Raw genomic sequence first — 15,522 nt, 5'->3', positions numbered from 1 at the left:
AGGGGCACAGGTCCGGCAGAAGACACTTGCTGCTGGGCTGTCTCCGCCGTTATGCGGCCCAGCTGGGGGTAGGGAAACATGTAGTGGGTTTGTCGTATCCGGCATAGCGCATACCTTTCCCTTTGTTTTGGCTGATACCTGTCTGCTGATCCAACTTATATTCGTTTAGCAGGGCGGCAAAGTTATAACAACTTATCCTTACAATAGTAAAGCTATCAAATAAGTTTTATTTTGCTTCTGAATTTTAAATAATGGCTTGGTTAATTTCATTTGGCGGGCTGCAGAAACCAGTAGGTTCGTAATCTGCTACGCAGCCTATGCCTTAGAAGCCGGCACCTCTTTTCTGGCAGTCGAATTAAATCAGAAAAAGAAGCCGTACCTTTGCATTTCGCTGCGGCCCTGCGTAATGGTCAGTAGCTAACCAGTAACGCAACACCATGAAGTTCGAAGATTACCGCATATCCGACGAGATCAAGAAGAGCCTGGACAAGCTTGGTTTCCGCAAACCGACCGATATCCAGTTCAAAGCCATACCGCCCATCATGAAAGGGGAGGACGTGCTGGCCATCGCCCAGACCGGCACGGGCAAGACCGCCGCCTTCGCTATACCTATCCTCGACAGGCTGCAGTACGCCATTAACCGCCGCCGCTCCGACGGCATCAAATGCGTGGTGATGGTGCCGACCCGCGAGCTGGCCTTGCAGATCACCGAAGTGTTTGAGGAGTTGGGACGCTATACCCGCGTGAAGACGTTCTGCGTGTTCGGGGGCGTGGAGCAGGGGCCGCAGATTGCCAGGCTGGAGGCAGGTATAGACATCCTGGTGGCCACACCCGGCCGCCTGTTCGACCTTGTGAGCCAAGGCTACATCCGCCTGGAGCGCGTGGAGGTGCTGGTGCTTGACGAGGCCGACCACATGCTCGACCTGGGTTTCATCCACGACATCCGCCAGCTCATCACCAAGCTGCCACGCAAGCGCCAGACGCTGTTCTTCTCGGCTACCATCAACGAAAAGATCAAGGAACTGGCCTATTCGCTGGTTAACAAGCCGGTGCGCATCCAGATCTCTCCGAAAGACCCCGTGTCCAAGAACGTGGACCACTCTGTGATGTATGTGGAGATGGACGAGAAGCGCTTCTTCCTGGAGCGTGTCGTGAAGGAGAATCCGGATAAGAAGATACTGGCTTTTGTGCGCACGCAGGTGCGTGCCGAGCGCGTGGTGGCAGCCATGGAGCGCGTAGGTATAGAAGCCCTCAGTATACACGGCGGCAAAGAGCAGAAAGACCGCACCGACGTGATGAAGCGCTTCAAGAAGGGTGACGTGAAACTGTTGATCGCCACCGACGTGAGCGCCCGCGGTATTGACATACCCAACGTGGACTACGTGGTGAACTACGACCTGCCCGACCAGCCCGAGAACTACGTGCACCGTGTGGGCCGTACCGGCCGTGGCACCGCCAAAGGTATAGCCGTCTCGTTCTGCAGCTCCGAAGAGAAGCCGATCCTGGACGAGATACAGACTTACCTTACCAAAGACATTAAAGTGCTGCAACTCGACCCGGAGGACCGCGAAGCCACCATCGACTTCAGCCCGGAAGCCAAGTTTGACTGGAAAGCCCTGATGAAAGAAGCAGAGGAAACAGAGTCGAAAGTGAAGGCGGCCAAAGCCAAAAAAGCCAAAGCGAAGGCCAAGAAAAAGAAATAGTCTTAAGGATACATCCTATGTAAAAGAAGCCTGCCAGACAAAACCGTCCGGCAGGCTTCTTTTATGAGCAGGATATAAGTATCAACATAGAGGAAAAGTAACCTTAGAATTATAAGCCTTAGCAGCTATACCTGACCTGCAGGAAACCATTGCGGTACAGTTTGTTTTCGGTCGGGATCAGTTTCAGTTTATGCTCTTCGGTCTCCGCAGAAAACAACGGGATGCCTTTCCCCAGCACGATTGGGATGTAGGTCAGGATGATCTCGTCCAGCAGGCCTGCATTAAGCACTGTGGCGTTCAACATGCCGCCGCCTATCAGCCAGATGTCCTTACCGGGCTGCTCCTTGAGCTTTTCGATAAAGTCCACCGCCCCGTCTCTCACAAACGAGACATGCTCGGCCTCCTCCTGCTTCGAACGACTGAAGACGTAGTTTTTCAGTTCGGGGTAGGGGAATGGCATATCGAAGCCCAGGATTTCACGGTAGGTATTGTGCCCCATCAGGGTAGTGTCGATGGTTTGCAGAAAAGCGCTGTAGCCGAAATCCTCGTCCGGGATGTTGTACTTCTTGTCGTGCAGCCAGTCAATGTTCCCGTCAGGTCGGGCAATGTACCCGTCGGTGCTGGCCGCAATGTATAGGATGATCTTTCTCATAGCGCTATAGGTACGTAAAGCCGGCGCTTAGGTATGACAGGTAAGGTACTATAAAAAATTAGAGCACCGCGCTTTTTACCCGATGCTCTTCCCCTGCGCAGCCATTATAGCCGAGCGCCTGGTTTACGGGGCAATAGCGCAGCATACCTGTCAGGATAGGTATAACGCCGATAGCCGACAAGGCCTTTATATTGTAATAGGCTCCCACCCCAATGATGGCTAGTCCTGCCAACACACGAACTTTTTGCTCAGTCAATCCTACGTTACATTCCATACTGATATCTTTTATACCTTTTACTTTCATACGAGACACCTGCAGGAAGATGTTCTAAAATGATTGTGTTATAATTTGGACAATCATGATATTAACTATACCTTATAGGGGCAATGCAAGCGATAAACAGAAATAGTGCCTTCTATGCGGCACGCAGTGTCATGCCGGAGGCCGGTGCCTGGCTACTGGGCCTGTTGCTGCTGGCCGGTATGGAACCCACGGGCGACCACCTGTTCAGCCTGTGCCCGGTGAGTTGGGTATGGCAGGGCGGCTGCCCTGGTTGCGGTCTTGGGCATAGCATCGCTTACCTGTTTAGGGGAGAACTGGAATCTTCCTGGCAGGCCCACCCGCTGGGGGTGCCAGCGTTGTTGCTGCTAAGCTGGCGTGTGACGGGGCTGTTCGCGCAGTTCCGCAAATTATACCTGCATCACTCTAAACTATAAACTATGGCTAATGTATTTAATTTAATGCCTGAGCTTGAGCCCGATGAGATGGCTTATGTGCAAGGTTTGCTGAACTCCATGTCGGACCACGAGGCACAGCAGTTTGTGTCCGTTTACAGAGCGCGGCGCCGTGAACCATTGCTGGTGCTCATAACGGCCGCCATCGGTTTCTTCGGGGTAGCCGGCGTGCATCGCTTTGTATTAGGGCATATAGGCATGGGGCTGCTTTACATCTTTACGGGCGGCCTGTGTTTTATAGGCACTATCATCGATTTGATTAACTACAAGCGCCTGGCATTCGAGTACAACATCAAGGAAGCACAGCAGGCGCATGCCATCGTCATGGCCCAGTCAGGCGCTTACGGAGGCTCCGGGGACTACGACGTTTAGCCTTTGTTACGGATGCTTATACGCTTGTTATAACACCCCGTGTACAGATCGTAGATTTTATTGGAAATTAATTCCGTTCTAGGTAGAGACATGCCTTGGCTGTTCTCTAACAAAATATATGTTTTGTCGAATTATGTGGCCTTCAATGTGCTGCAAAGGCCATTTTGTGCCTTTAGGCGCCGTCAGAGGGATTTTAAAGGGCAAGGAAAATATTACGCAGAATCTTTGTTAAGGTTTTGTTAAATGTTTTTAATGCCTATATTTGGTGATAAAACTATTCTATTATCTAATCTATTTATCATCAACCTAACAAAACAAGTGTAGTTTATGAAGAAAGTATTACTACTTAACTTCTTGTTTTTGTTTGCGCTTTTGGGCCAGGTAGCGGCACAAAGCAGGACAATAACAGGTAAAGTTACGGGGGCAGGGGACGGAGTACCTCTTCCTGGGGTATCTGTAGTTGTGAAAGGTACCACTACTGGTACAGCAACGAATGCAGACGGTTCATTCAGCGTAAACGTACCAGAAAATGCGAACACCCTGGTGTTCCGTTACATCGGATACGTGGCACAAGAAGTGGCGATTGGCGCAAATACTTCTATTAACGTGGCATTGGAAATGGACAGCAAGCAGCTGTCAGAAGTTGTGATCCAGGTGCCTTACGGTACTATTGCGAAAACGGCCTTCACTGGTGCTGAGTCAACTATCACGACAAAAGCGATCGAGAGACAGCAGGTGACTTCGGTTACACGCGTACTGGAAGGCCTTGTGCCAGGTATACAGACTACCAACGGTGGTGGTGCTCCTGGTTCTAACGCATCTGTGCGTGTTCGTGGTATTGGTTCTATCTACTCAAGCAGCGAGCCGCTGTATGTAGTAGACGGTGTTCCTTTCAGCGGTACACTTCAGTCTATTTCAACTGACGACATCGCGTCTGTAACGGTATTGAAAGATGCGGCTGCGTCTTCTCTTTATGGTTCACGTGCTGCGAACGGTGTGATCATGATCACAACTAAGAGAGGTAAGACTGGCAAGCCTAGCATTGCGGTTAACCTGAGAAGAGGTGTTTCTGATCGTGCTATCAAAGAGTACGACCGTGTTAACGAGCAGGAGTACTATGAGTTGATGTGGGAAGCGATGCGTAACGCAAAGCTTGGAGGCGCGCCTCAGCCTGGCCAGGATCTCACAGCTGCTAACCAATTTGCTTCTGATAACATTGCAGGTGGTAACGGACTTGTATACAACCCATTCAACGTACCTGGCAACCAGGTAATCGATCCGGCCACTGGTCGTCTGAACCCAAATGCCCGTCTACTTTACAGCGACTCATGGGCTGAGGAGTTGTTCCAGCAGTCTAACCGTACGGACCTGAGCATGAACGTGTCTGGCGGTGCTGAGAAGAGCGATTACTACCTGTCTGTTGGTTATATTAAAGAAGATGGTATCGCTAAATTCTCTGGTTATGATCGTGTAAACGCGCGTGCAAGCATCAATACGCAAATAACTGACTGGTTAAAGTCAGGTATCAATATTGCCGGTAACATGTCTGAGAACCAGGGTAACTACGCAACCGGTACTGCTACATCTAACCCATTCTACTACTCTCGCTACATGGGCCCAATCTATCCAGTATGGCAGCGTGATGGCGAAGGTAATTTCGTAACGGATCCAATCCGTGGTGGTAATGCACTTGACTGGGGTAATGCCAGCCAAATGGGTGCCAGACCATATGCACCAAACTCTAACCTACTTGGTACACTGGCTCTTGACGAAAGATCCCTGAGAAGAAGCGAGGCAACTGTGAATACATTTGCTGAGGTTAAGTTCCTGGAGGACTTTACTTTCAAGACAACTTTCGGTGGTAACTACTATAACGGCTTCGGTACTACCTACCAAAACTCACAGTTCGGTGATGCCGCGAACGTTAGCGGTCGCTCTACCAAGTCTGATAGAAGAACTCTTTCATATACCTTCAACCAGGTATTGACGTGGAACAAGCAGTTCGGCAACCACAGCCTACGAGCTTTGGCTGGCCACGAAAATTATGATTGGGAGAGCAGAAACGTATCTGCCACTAAAACTGGTTTTGCATTCCCAGGTACAACTGAGCTCGCTTCTGCAGCAACTTTGACTGATGGTACTTCTGACTTTGAAGATCACAAAATCGAGTCATACTTCACTCAGTTGAACTATAGCCTTTCTGATAAATACCTGGCTTCTGCCAGCTTCAGAAGAGACGGATCTTCCCGCTTTCACAAAGATACACGTTGGGGTAACTTCTTCTCCATTGGTGCAGGCTGGAGAATTTCAGAAGAAGACTTCTTCAACGCTGAGTGGGTTGATGAATTGAAACTGAGAGGTAGCTACGGTGAGCAGGGTAACGAAAATACCTTGAATTTAGATGGCTCGCAGAACTATTACGCCTGGCAAGGACTTTACTCACTGGGTTGGAACAACGTGAATGCACCAGGTGCACTGGTAACCTCACTTCCAGCAATGGATCTGCAGTGGGAATCTAACGCTAACTTTAACATTGGTGCTGACTTCAAGTTCTTCAATAAAGTAGAAGGTACGGTTGAATACTTCGAGCGAATTTCTAATAACCTGTTGTTCCTGATTCCACTTCCTTACTCTACAGGTGGCCTAGGTAAGTGGGAAAACATTGGTACAATGAAGAACAATGGCTGGGAACTGCAGTTAGGCTACAACGCTGTATCTACTAACGATTTTGATTGGAGAATGGACTTGAACCTGACCAGCTATACCAACAAGATCACAAAATTGCCAGATGGTAATCCAATTATAGAGGGTACTAAACGTTATGCTGAAGGTCAGAACATCTACGATTTCTGGCTGCGTGAGTACTATGGTGTAGACCCATCTAATGGTGATGCATTGTACCGCACTGACCACACACTGTATAAGGCAAATAACCCAGCTTACCAGATCATCGGCCAGGATACAGTAACGAATGCTATCAACAACGCTACTTATGCTTATCAGGGTTCTGCTATACCTGACTTAATGGGTGGTTTTACTAACTCATTCCGTTACAAAGGCTTCGACCTTGCTGTTCTGATGACTTTCCAGGTTGGTGGTAAATTCTACGACAGCAACTACGGTAGCTTGATGCACAGAGGCACATACGGTACACATTTCAGCAAGGACATGCTGAACCGTTGGACTCCAGAGAACACCAACACAGATGTTCCTAGACTGCAGCAAGGTTTGGCAACGCAGGACGGTGCTTCATCAAGATGGCTGTTCGACGCTTCTTATTTGAACATCAAGAACATCAACCTGGGTTATACTCTGCCTAACACGTTGACTTCAAAAGTAGGTGTAAACAGCATGCGTGCATTCGTATCTGTTGACAATGCCAAGATCTTCACGAAGAACGAAGGTATGGACCCACAGCGCAGCTTCACTGGTACATCAGACTTCACTTACCCAGTGATGCGTACTTTCACGCTTGGTCTAAACGCTAACTTTTAATTAGGAATATTATTAGTATGAAAAATATAGTTAAAAAACTAGCTCCGCTGGCACTGGCAGTTTTAGTGCTGACGGGTTGCGAGAAAGAGTACCTGGAGACAACTCCTAAGTCTCAGGTGCCAAATGATTTGGTGTTTTCTTCTACAGAAGGCGCTTCAGTAGCCCTGAACGGCATCTACCGTTCTATGTGGACATCGATGGATGGTAGCCACGGTCACTTTGGTCAGAAGTCATATGACCTGACCATGGACATGATGGGTAACGACGTGATCACACCAGTACGTGGTTACGGTTGGTTTGTGGCAGAGTACAACCACTCTGCTTACGGAACAGCTACCCAGACGTCTCGTTCCGGCGGTACCTGGAGATACTACTACAGAACCATCAACAATGCGAACCTGATCATTTCTAATGTGGATGAGGCTACTGGTACGCAGGAGCGTAGAGATTACATCAAAGGCAACGCCCTGTTCCTGAGAGCGCACTCTTACTTCTATTTGGTTAACCTGTTCCAGCATACGTACAAAGGCAACGAGAATGCCCCAGGTGTGCCTGTATACACAGAGCCAACTACTGAAGGTAAAGGCCGTGGTACTGTACAGGAAGTATACAACCAGATCATCGCTGACCTTGATGCAGCTGAAGCATTGTTGGAAGGCAAATCGAAAGACCACGTTTCTCACATCAACCAGAAGACTGTTAAAGGTCTTCAGGCTCGTGTAGCCTTGCAGATGGAGAACTGGGAGAGAGCTGCTACAAAAGCAAACGAAGCTCGTCAGGGTTATACGCTGATGAACGCAGCTACTTACAAAGCTGGTTTCGGTGCATCAAACAGCGAGTGGATGTGGGGTCTTCAGATTCCTAACGACCAGTCTACGATCTACGCTTCTTTCTTTTCGCACATGGCAAACACCGCAGGTGGTTACGCCGGTTTGGGTAGCACGAAGTTGATCACAAGAGAACTTTACGAGAAAATGTCAGCTACTGACGTTCGTAGAGAAATCGTACAGGCTCCTTCTGCTGATAACAAAGGTACTTACTACAACTACACTTCTCTGAAGTTCCGTCTGCCAGGTGCTGGTTCATGGGCAGCTGACTACGTGCTGATGAGAGCTTCTGAAATGTACTTGATCGAGGCCGAGGCACTTGCAAGACTTGGTAGAGACGCAGAGGCGGTAGCGGTACTTGAGACGCTTGTGAAAGCAAGAGATCCACAGTATGTAGCTCCTGCAACTTCTGGTACAGCCCTGATCGAAGAGATCCTGATCCAGAGAAGAATCGAGCTTTGGGGCGAAGGTTTCTCTATCCTGGATTTGAAACGTCTGAACAGGCCAGTTAAGAGAATCACCGGCACTGGACCTAACGGCGAGCACGTTGAGGCACTTATCCTGGTAAAAGAGCGTTCTATCACGGATCCACAGATCTTGTTCAGAATTCCTCAGGACGAGCTTAATAACAACAAGGCTTTGTCTGCTGGTGATCAGAACCCTTAACAGATTCTGAATACTTAGAATTTACAAACCGCCCCTTGCTCTGCAGGGGGCGGTTTTTTTATAACTAATATTACAGTAGTAAAAGCTATAAGTGGATCAGAATTATTAACTTAAAGCTCTCAAATACAGCTGAATGTTTCTATGAAAAAATCCTATACCTATTCAATACTCGGAGCCACATGCTTCCTGTCAGGAGCTTTTGTAATGAAGCTGGCTGAAGACAAGATCACAGTGGATGTGCTGCGAAATGCGCAGCAAGTGATCGGCCTGAATTTCACGGATGCGCAGCTGGACTCCGCCACAGCCAGTGTTGCGGAATTCCGGGAAAGCTACCAGCGCATCAGAAAGCAGCCGGTGACGAATGATGTCGCACCTGCTCTGCAGTTTAACCCTATACCTGTCGGGTTTGAGTTGGAGCAAAAGCGCGAAAAGTTTGAGGTGGAGCGTAGGAAAGATATAAAGCTGCCTGCTAACCGAGAAGAACTCGCTTTTTATTCTGTCCCTCAACTGGCGGAGCTGGTACGCACAAAGCAGATCAGCTCCGAGGAACTTACTAAGTTCTTCCTGGGCCGGTTGAAGCAGCATGGACCTACCTTGCAATGTGTGACCAGTCTAACCGAAGAACTAGCCCTGGAGCAGGCAAGGCGTGCTGATCAGGAGATAAAATCCGGGAAATACAAAGGGATGCTTCACGGCATACCCTATGGCGTGAAAGACCTGCTGGCCACCAAACGATATAAAACAACCTGGGGTTCCGTGCCCTACAAAGATCAGCAGATTGACCTGGATGCCACAGTTGTACAGCGGCTGGAGCAGGCGGGTGCAGTACTGGTTGCCAAGCTGACACTAGGGGAACTAGCGATGGGCGATGTATGGTATGGCGGCAAGACCCGCTCGCCTTGGAACACCACGAAAGGCTCAAGTGGCTCCTCAGCCGGGTCGGCTGCAGCGGTGGCAGCAGGATTGCTCCCATTTGCAATCGGGACCGAGACGCTGGGCTCTATTGTGTCGCCTTCAACAGCTTGCGGCACGACAGGGCTGCGTCCTACGTTTGGCCGGGTGAGCCGGCATGGAGCCATGGCCCTGAGCTGGTCGATGGATAAGATCGGCCCGATCGCCCGCTCTGCAGAGGATTGTGCCATTGTGTTCAACGCTATCTACGGACCTGATGGAAAGGACCTGACCGTTGTAGATGCGCCGTTTAATTACAACAAAAACGTGGATGTGCGGAAGCTTCGGGTCGGCTACCTGCAAAAAGACTTTGACCGTGACTATCCTTTCAAAGAAAACGACAAAGCCACACTGGACGCACTCCGAAAAGCAGGTATAGAACTGGTGCCGATCGAACTGCCTGACCTGCCCGCCCGCGACCTGACCATGACCATATCAGTGGAAGGCGCCGCCGCCTTTGACGAATTGACCCGTAGCCGCCGCGACAGCCTGATGGTGCAGCAGCATAGGAATGCCTGGCCAAATATATTCCGGGCAGGACGCTTCATTACCGCCGTGGAGTACCTGCAGGCACAGCGTGTGCGCTCGCTCATCATCCAGCAAATGCACGAGAAGCTCAAAGGGATAGACGTATACCTGAGCCCATCCTTTGCAGGCAGTAACCTGGTGATGACAAACCTGAGCGGTCACCCCTGTGTAGTGTTGCCGAATGGGTTCCAGAAAAACGGCATGCCAACGACGACCACCTTCATGGGCCAACTCTACGGGGAGGCAAAAGTATTGGCTTTGGCCAAGCTGTACCAGGATCTGACGAACCATGACGAGCAGCGTCCGCCTATGGCACTAAGTAGCAACAAGTAAGGTATAGCCCCAGGCAGGAAGAGGTATATGCCTCCGTTTGGTAAGTTTGAATTTTATCGCTTAATTTTATCTCAAACAACAATCTAATCAACTATTATGCTTCTTAAGAAGAAAGCCCTTCTCCTGATGTCTTGGCTCGTGCTGGCTGGCGGTGCCGCAGTACAGGCGCAGGAAAACAGCAGCAAGCTGAGTGTGGAGAAGATAATGCGCGACCCGACCTGGATCGGCACCTCTCCGAGCAATGTGTTCTGGTCAGAGGACGGCAAGAAGATCTACTTTAGCTGGAATCCGGACGGGAACCGCAAAGACTCACTCTACAGCGTAACCGCTAGTGGCAGTAATCTGAAAAAGGTGAGCGCGCAGGAACGCCGAGCCTTGCCAGGAACCTGGAACGCCCGTTATAACAGAGCCAAAACCCAGAAGGTATACGAGCAGAACGGCGACCTCTACCTGCTCGATATTAAGAGTGGCAGGACGCAGCAGATCACCAATACGGTAGAGCGCGAGAACAGTCCTTCGTTTAGCCATGACGAGAAGAAGGTGGCCTTCGTGAAAGATGGTAACTTATACCTGTGGACGATCGCTAATGGCCAGTTAGCACAATTAACTGACTTCAAAAAGGGAAACAAACCGGCTGAAGAGGGCAAAAATCCACAGCGTGACTGGCTGAAAGAGCAGCAACTAGCCCTCCTGCAGATCGTACGCGACCGCGAAGCAGATAGCAAGGCAGCCAAGCAACAGCAGAAAGCCGACAATCCAAAAAGGCCCAAGGAGATTTACATTGGCGACAAGTCAGTGGATAACATCGTGCTCAGCCCGGACGAGCGCTACATCAGTTACCGGATGGTGACGCGTCCGAAGAATGCCAAAGTAGCCATCGTGCCAGATTTCGTGACCTCGACGGGCTATACCGAGGATATCAACACCCGCACCAAGGTAGGCGATGCGCAGGCAACGTTCGAGTCATTTGTGTACGATATCAGCCGTGACACAACCTATGCGCTGCAGGTAGGGGGTATTGAAGGTATAAACGACCAGCCAGCCTATCTCCGCGACCGCGACACGAAGGCAAGCACCGCCAAAGAACCTGCCACTAAACCTGTCAAAACAGAAGCACGCGCCGTAACCCTGTTTGGACCCGTGTGGTCAGACAATGGCAAGCATGCCGTGATGGTAGCCCGCGCAGCCGATAACAAAGACCGCTGGATCCTGAAGCTTGATCCGGCTTCCGGTAAACTGAGCACACTCGACCGCCAGCGCGACGAAGCCTGGGTCAATGGGCCAGGTATAGGCTTCGGTACCGGTGACATCGGGTTCATGCCGGATAACGAGCAGGTATGGTTTCAGTCCGAAGAGAGCGGTTACTCGCACCTGTATGCGGTGAACCTGACCAATGGCAGCAAGAAAGCGCTTACGAGTGGCAAATTTGAGATTTCCGGTCCCCAGATCTCCAAAGACAAAAAGAACTGGTATTTCACAGCGAACAAGGTACACCCGGGCGAGAAGCACTTCTACAGAATGCCGATCAACGGTGGTGAGATGACCCAACTGACCTCTGGTACCGGGGCGCACGAAGTAACCCTGTCGCCGGACGAAAAGACATTGGCCATCCGCTACTCTTACAGCAACAAGCCCTGGGAGTTGTTTGTGCAGGACAACAAAAAAGGAGCCAAGCCACGCCAGGTAACGCAATCACTTACCGACGAGTTCAAGTCCTACAACTGGCGCGAACCGGAGGTGATCAGCTTCAAGGCAAGTGATGGAGAGGACGTATACGCCCGATTGTACCGTCCGGCGAAAGCGGTGGCGAATGGCCCTGCGGTGATCTTCGTGCACGGTGCCGGCTATCTGCAGAACGCCCACAAGTGGTGGAGCTCTTACTTCAGAGAGTACATGTTCCACAACTTCCTGGCTGACAACGGTTATACCGTGCTGGACATCGATTACCGTGGCAGTGCTGGTTACGGCCGCGACGTGCGCACCGGAATCTATCAGTTTATGGGCGGCAAAGACCTGAGCGACCATGTGGATGGTGCCAAGCTGCTCGTAGACAAGTATAACGTGGATCCAAAACGCATCGGTATTTACGGTGGTTCTTACGGCGGCTTCATCACGCTGATGGCCATGTTCACAGAGCCGGATGTGTTTGCCGCCGGCGCAGCCCTGCGATCCGTTACCGACTGGGCCCATTACAACCACGGCTATACCTCCAACATCCTGAACGTACCGCAGCTCGACAGCCTGGCCTATGCCAAGAGTTCGCCGATCTACTATGCCGAAGGCCTGAAGGGAGCGTTACTCATTTGCCACGGTATGGTGGACACCAACGTGCACTTCCAGGATGTGGTGCGCCTGACCCAGCGCCTGATCGAGTTGGGCAAAGACAACTGGGAACTGGCCGTGTACCCGGTAGAGGACCACGGCTTCACAGAACCAGCCAGCTGGACCGACGAATACAAGCGCATCTACAAACTCTTTGAGGAGAACCTTAAAAAGTAAAACACACATACAGCCAATAAAAAGCGCCCGGCAGATTCTGCCGGACGCTTTTTTTATGTCGCTTGTCAAAGGAAGCAGCACTTTATCAGCTATTGCAAATCAACCCTTCGCTTCCTGCTCCTAACCCTGGTATCGAAACGCCAGAATTGGTTTCAGCGGGAGCGGAGTAACGGATAACAGCACGGTCCTTATACCGCAGCTTAGAAGGTATAGCTCAGGTTAGCTCCCTGCGAAGCAGTGCCAGTAAATGTTGGGATGATGGTTGGGCTTAGTGACAAGCCACTGCTATTAGACTTTTTGTGTAATTGCGGTACCAAAATACCAACAGCTGCACCTACCGTATAGCCCAGCAGGTTATCACTCAGAAAGTGCTTGCCTGCTCGCAAACGCAGGTAACCGACGGTAGCAGGTACAGCGGCAGCTCCTAACCACACGTAGGTGCGGGCAGGCGAGTCCGGGTTGAAGTCATGGAACACCTTGGCAAAGAAGAAAGAAGCCGCCGCTGCCGCTGTAGTGTGGCCGGCATAAAAGGAGTTGCGGGCATTGGCACGGGTCTTGTCCTCTATCTCAACCTCCGAGCTATACACCAGGGGTCTTGTACGCGGATTAAAACCACTCGACATCGTGAACAGGGCGCCTGTGATGGCCATGGTCTGCACATACATGCCGAATACCTGACCTGCATTGCCACGCACATCGTCGTCAAAAGCCAGTAGCAGCGGAAGCGCAAAAGAGCCGTAGAACGGGATGTCACTTACTTTCTTGGCCTGGTCGGAGTGCCAACCGGCAGAGAAGCGGTCGAAGCTGTTGACCTGGTTTTTGTTCAGGTTGGCGATCTGCTCTTCGGTCAGCCCGTCTTTGTCCTGCATGCGGGTGAGGCCATAATAACTGAGGCCCATGCCTGCTACCGTTATGGGGGCGTCTACTGCAAATTTCGTTCTGTAAGGAGAATCGTTTTGGGCCAGGCTGACCTGTGCTGTCATAGCCAGACACCATATCATCAGAATATATTTTTTCATCGTTGAGTCTTAAATGTGCAATTTTAATGAATGAAACGAGGCTATATATAAAAGGTTTTGTATAGCTTTTGTTTAGTTACGATGCCTTGTAACAATCTTTTGCCTGGCACTTAGCTATGCTTCAGAGTAATTGGTTCTTATCTGTTATATACAATTCTGCAGGTATAAAGTTTGGCTGAGCGATTAGGTTTTAAATGCAAGTATACCCTGTGTAAATGATCGTTTTTATTGTGGCGGAATTGCCGTAGCTTTGCAATCGCTGTCGTTTCCGGCAGTTGGTTTATACTTTGTACCTAAACCCATCATTGAGATGCCATATTTGTTCACCTCCGAGTCTGTATCAGAAGGACACCCGGATAAAGTAGCGGATCAGATTTCTGATGCCCTCTTAGATGCATTTTTAAAGCAAGACCCACAGTCTAAAGTGGCTTGCGAAACGCTGGTTACGACAGGACTTGTTGTGCTGAGCGGCGAAGTGAAGACGGAAGCATACGTGGATGTGCAGAAGATCGCCCGCGACGTGATTAAGCGTATAGGCTATACCAAATCAGAATATATGTTCGATGCCGACGCCTGTGGTGTGATATCGGCTATACATGAGCAGTCCCCGGACATCAACCAGGGGGTGGAGCGCACCAACCCGGAAGACCAGGGCGCTGGCGACCAGGGCATGATGTTTGGCTATGCCACCAACGAAACGGACAACTTCATGCCGTTGGCGCTGAGCATTTCGCATCTGCTGCTGGAGGAGCTCTCCGCCATCCGCAAGGAAGGCAAGGAGATGACGTACCTGCGTCCGGATGCCAAGTCGCAGGTGACCATCCGCTACAGCGATAACCATGTGCCGGAGGAGATCGATACGATCGTGATTTCAACCCAGCACGACGAGTTTGTGTTACCGGAAAACGACAGCAATGACGCCAAGCTATCAGCTGAGAAGCAGATGGTGGCCAAGATCAAAGCTGATGTAGACAGTATCCTGATCCCACGCGTGCTGAAGCAATTGCCGGAGCGCATCCAGAAGCTGTTCAACAACAAGATTACCTACCACATCAACCCAACCGGCAAATTCGTGATCGGTGGTCCGCACGGCGACACAGGCCTGACCGGCCGCAAGATCATCGTAGACACCTACGGTGGCAAAGGTGCGCACGGTGGTGGCGCTTTCTCGGGTAAGGACTCTTCTAAGGTGGACCGCTCCGCAGCGTACGCCACGCGTCACATCGCCAAGAACCTGGTAGCGGCCGGCGTAGCCGATCAGGTGCTGGTGCAGGTGGCTTACGCCATTGGCGTGGCCAAGCCGGTAGGTTTGTACGTAACCACCTATGGCTCTACCAAAGTAAAGGACGCGAGCGGTAACCTGATGAGCGATGGTGAGATTGCCGAGAAGGTAAACAAGCTGTTCGACATGCGCCCGTACGCGATCGTGCAACGCTTTGGCCTGCAGAACCCGATCTTCTCTGAAACAGCCGCATACGGCCACATGGGCAGAACGCCGGGCAAGAAGCAGGTAGAAGTATCTGTAAACGGCACTAAAGAGGTGAGGGAGTTCGAGACCTTCACCTGGGAGAAGCTTGATTATGTAGACAAGATCAAGGCAGAGTTCGGGTTGTAACCTGCTTTATACCTTGCACCATAAAAAAGGCCTGCTGAGCAATCAGCAGGCCTTTTGTTTTATACCTGTGTACCGTCCTGAAATGAGTTGACACAAAAGTTGACTTATATGCAAGAGACGAGCAAGA

Annotated in this window: 11 protein-coding genes; 8 read left to right on the top strand and 3 right to left on the bottom strand. The window is 50.7% G+C overall.

The window, feature by feature from the left end; translation table 11 throughout:
- Nucleotides 1–437: 437 nt before the first annotated feature.
- Nucleotides 438–1,703 (top strand): DEAD/DEAH box helicase, encoded by a 1,266-nt coding sequence (locus IEV97_RS04935; RefSeq protein ID WP_188500423.1) that lies wholly within the window; start codon nt 438–440, stop codon nt 1,701–1,703.
- Between the two features lie 118 nt (nt 1,704–1,821).
- On the opposite strand, the gene IEV97_RS04930 is transcribed toward IEV97_RS04935, so the two are convergent.
- A complete protein-coding gene (locus tag IEV97_RS04930) occupies nt 1,822–2,355 on the bottom strand; it encodes a dihydrofolate reductase family protein (RefSeq protein WP_188500422.1) in 534 nt (177 codons plus the stop codon).
- Between the two features lie 58 nt (nt 2,356–2,413).
- Entirely contained in the window at nt 2,414–2,629 is a 216-nt protein-coding gene (locus IEV97_RS04925; RefSeq protein ID WP_188500421.1) for a YgaP family membrane protein, read from the bottom strand.
- Nucleotides 2,630–2,742: 113 nt separating this feature from the next.
- On the opposite strand from IEV97_RS04925, the gene IEV97_RS04920 reads away from it, so the two are divergent.
- From IEV97_RS04920 to IEV97_RS04895, 6 genes are all read left to right on the top strand, one after another.
- The gene (locus tag IEV97_RS04920) at nt 2,743–3,072 is read left to right on the top strand and encodes a DUF2752 domain-containing protein (RefSeq protein WP_188500420.1); all 330 of its coding nucleotides are present in this window, start codon (nt 2,743–2,745) and stop codon (nt 3,070–3,072) included.
- Nucleotides 3,073–3,075: 3 nt separating this feature from the next.
- Nucleotides 3,076–3,462 carry a TM2 domain-containing protein gene (locus IEV97_RS04915; RefSeq protein ID WP_188500419.1) on the top strand — a complete coding sequence of 129 codons (387 nt, stop codon included), beginning with the start codon at nt 3,076–3,078 and terminating at the stop codon, nt 3,460–3,462.
- 327 nt (nt 3,463–3,789) lie between these two features.
- Nucleotides 3,790–6,957, top strand: a complete 3,168-nt coding sequence (locus tag IEV97_RS04910; RefSeq protein ID WP_188500418.1) for a SusC/RagA family TonB-linked outer membrane protein — start codon at nt 3,790–3,792, stop codon at nt 6,955–6,957.
- A 17-nt stretch (nt 6,958–6,974) separates the two neighbouring features.
- Entirely contained in the window at nt 6,975–8,450 is a 1,476-nt protein-coding gene (locus tag IEV97_RS04905) for a RagB/SusD family nutrient uptake outer membrane protein (RefSeq protein ID WP_188500417.1), read from the top strand.
- Nucleotides 8,451–8,591: 141 nt separating this feature from the next.
- A complete protein-coding gene (locus tag IEV97_RS04900) occupies nt 8,592–10,262 on the top strand; it encodes an amidase (RefSeq protein ID WP_188500416.1) in 1,671 nt (556 codons plus the stop codon).
- 96 nt (nt 10,263–10,358) lie between these two features.
- Complete coding sequence (locus tag IEV97_RS04895) at nt 10,359–12,761, top strand: prolyl oligopeptidase family serine peptidase (RefSeq protein WP_188500415.1); 2,403 nt, start codon at nt 10,359–10,361, stop codon at nt 12,759–12,761.
- 200 nt (nt 12,762–12,961) lie between these two features.
- Here IEV97_RS04895 and IEV97_RS04890 read toward each other — a convergent pair whose 3' ends face one another.
- A complete protein-coding gene (locus IEV97_RS04890) occupies nt 12,962–13,780 on the bottom strand; it encodes a phosphatase PAP2 family protein (protein WP_188500414.1) in 819 nt (272 codons plus the stop codon).
- A 310-nt stretch (nt 13,781–14,090) separates the two neighbouring features.
- Between IEV97_RS04890 and metK the strand changes: the two genes are divergently transcribed.
- Nucleotides 14,091–15,395, top strand: coding sequence for a methionine adenosyltransferase (metK, locus tag IEV97_RS04885; RefSeq protein WP_188500413.1), 1,305 nt, complete (start codon nt 14,091–14,093; stop codon nt 15,393–15,395).
- The last annotated feature ends 127 nt before the right edge of the window (nt 15,396–15,522 follow it).

Source organism: Pontibacter amylolyticus (assembly GCF_014638845.1).
In the GTDB taxonomy this organism is placed as follows: domain Bacteria; phylum Bacteroidota; class Bacteroidia; order Cytophagales; family Hymenobacteraceae; genus Pontibacter; species Pontibacter amylolyticus.
The sequence above is the reverse complement of the archived record's forward strand: the minus strand, read 5'-3'. Positions and strand labels throughout refer to the sequence as shown.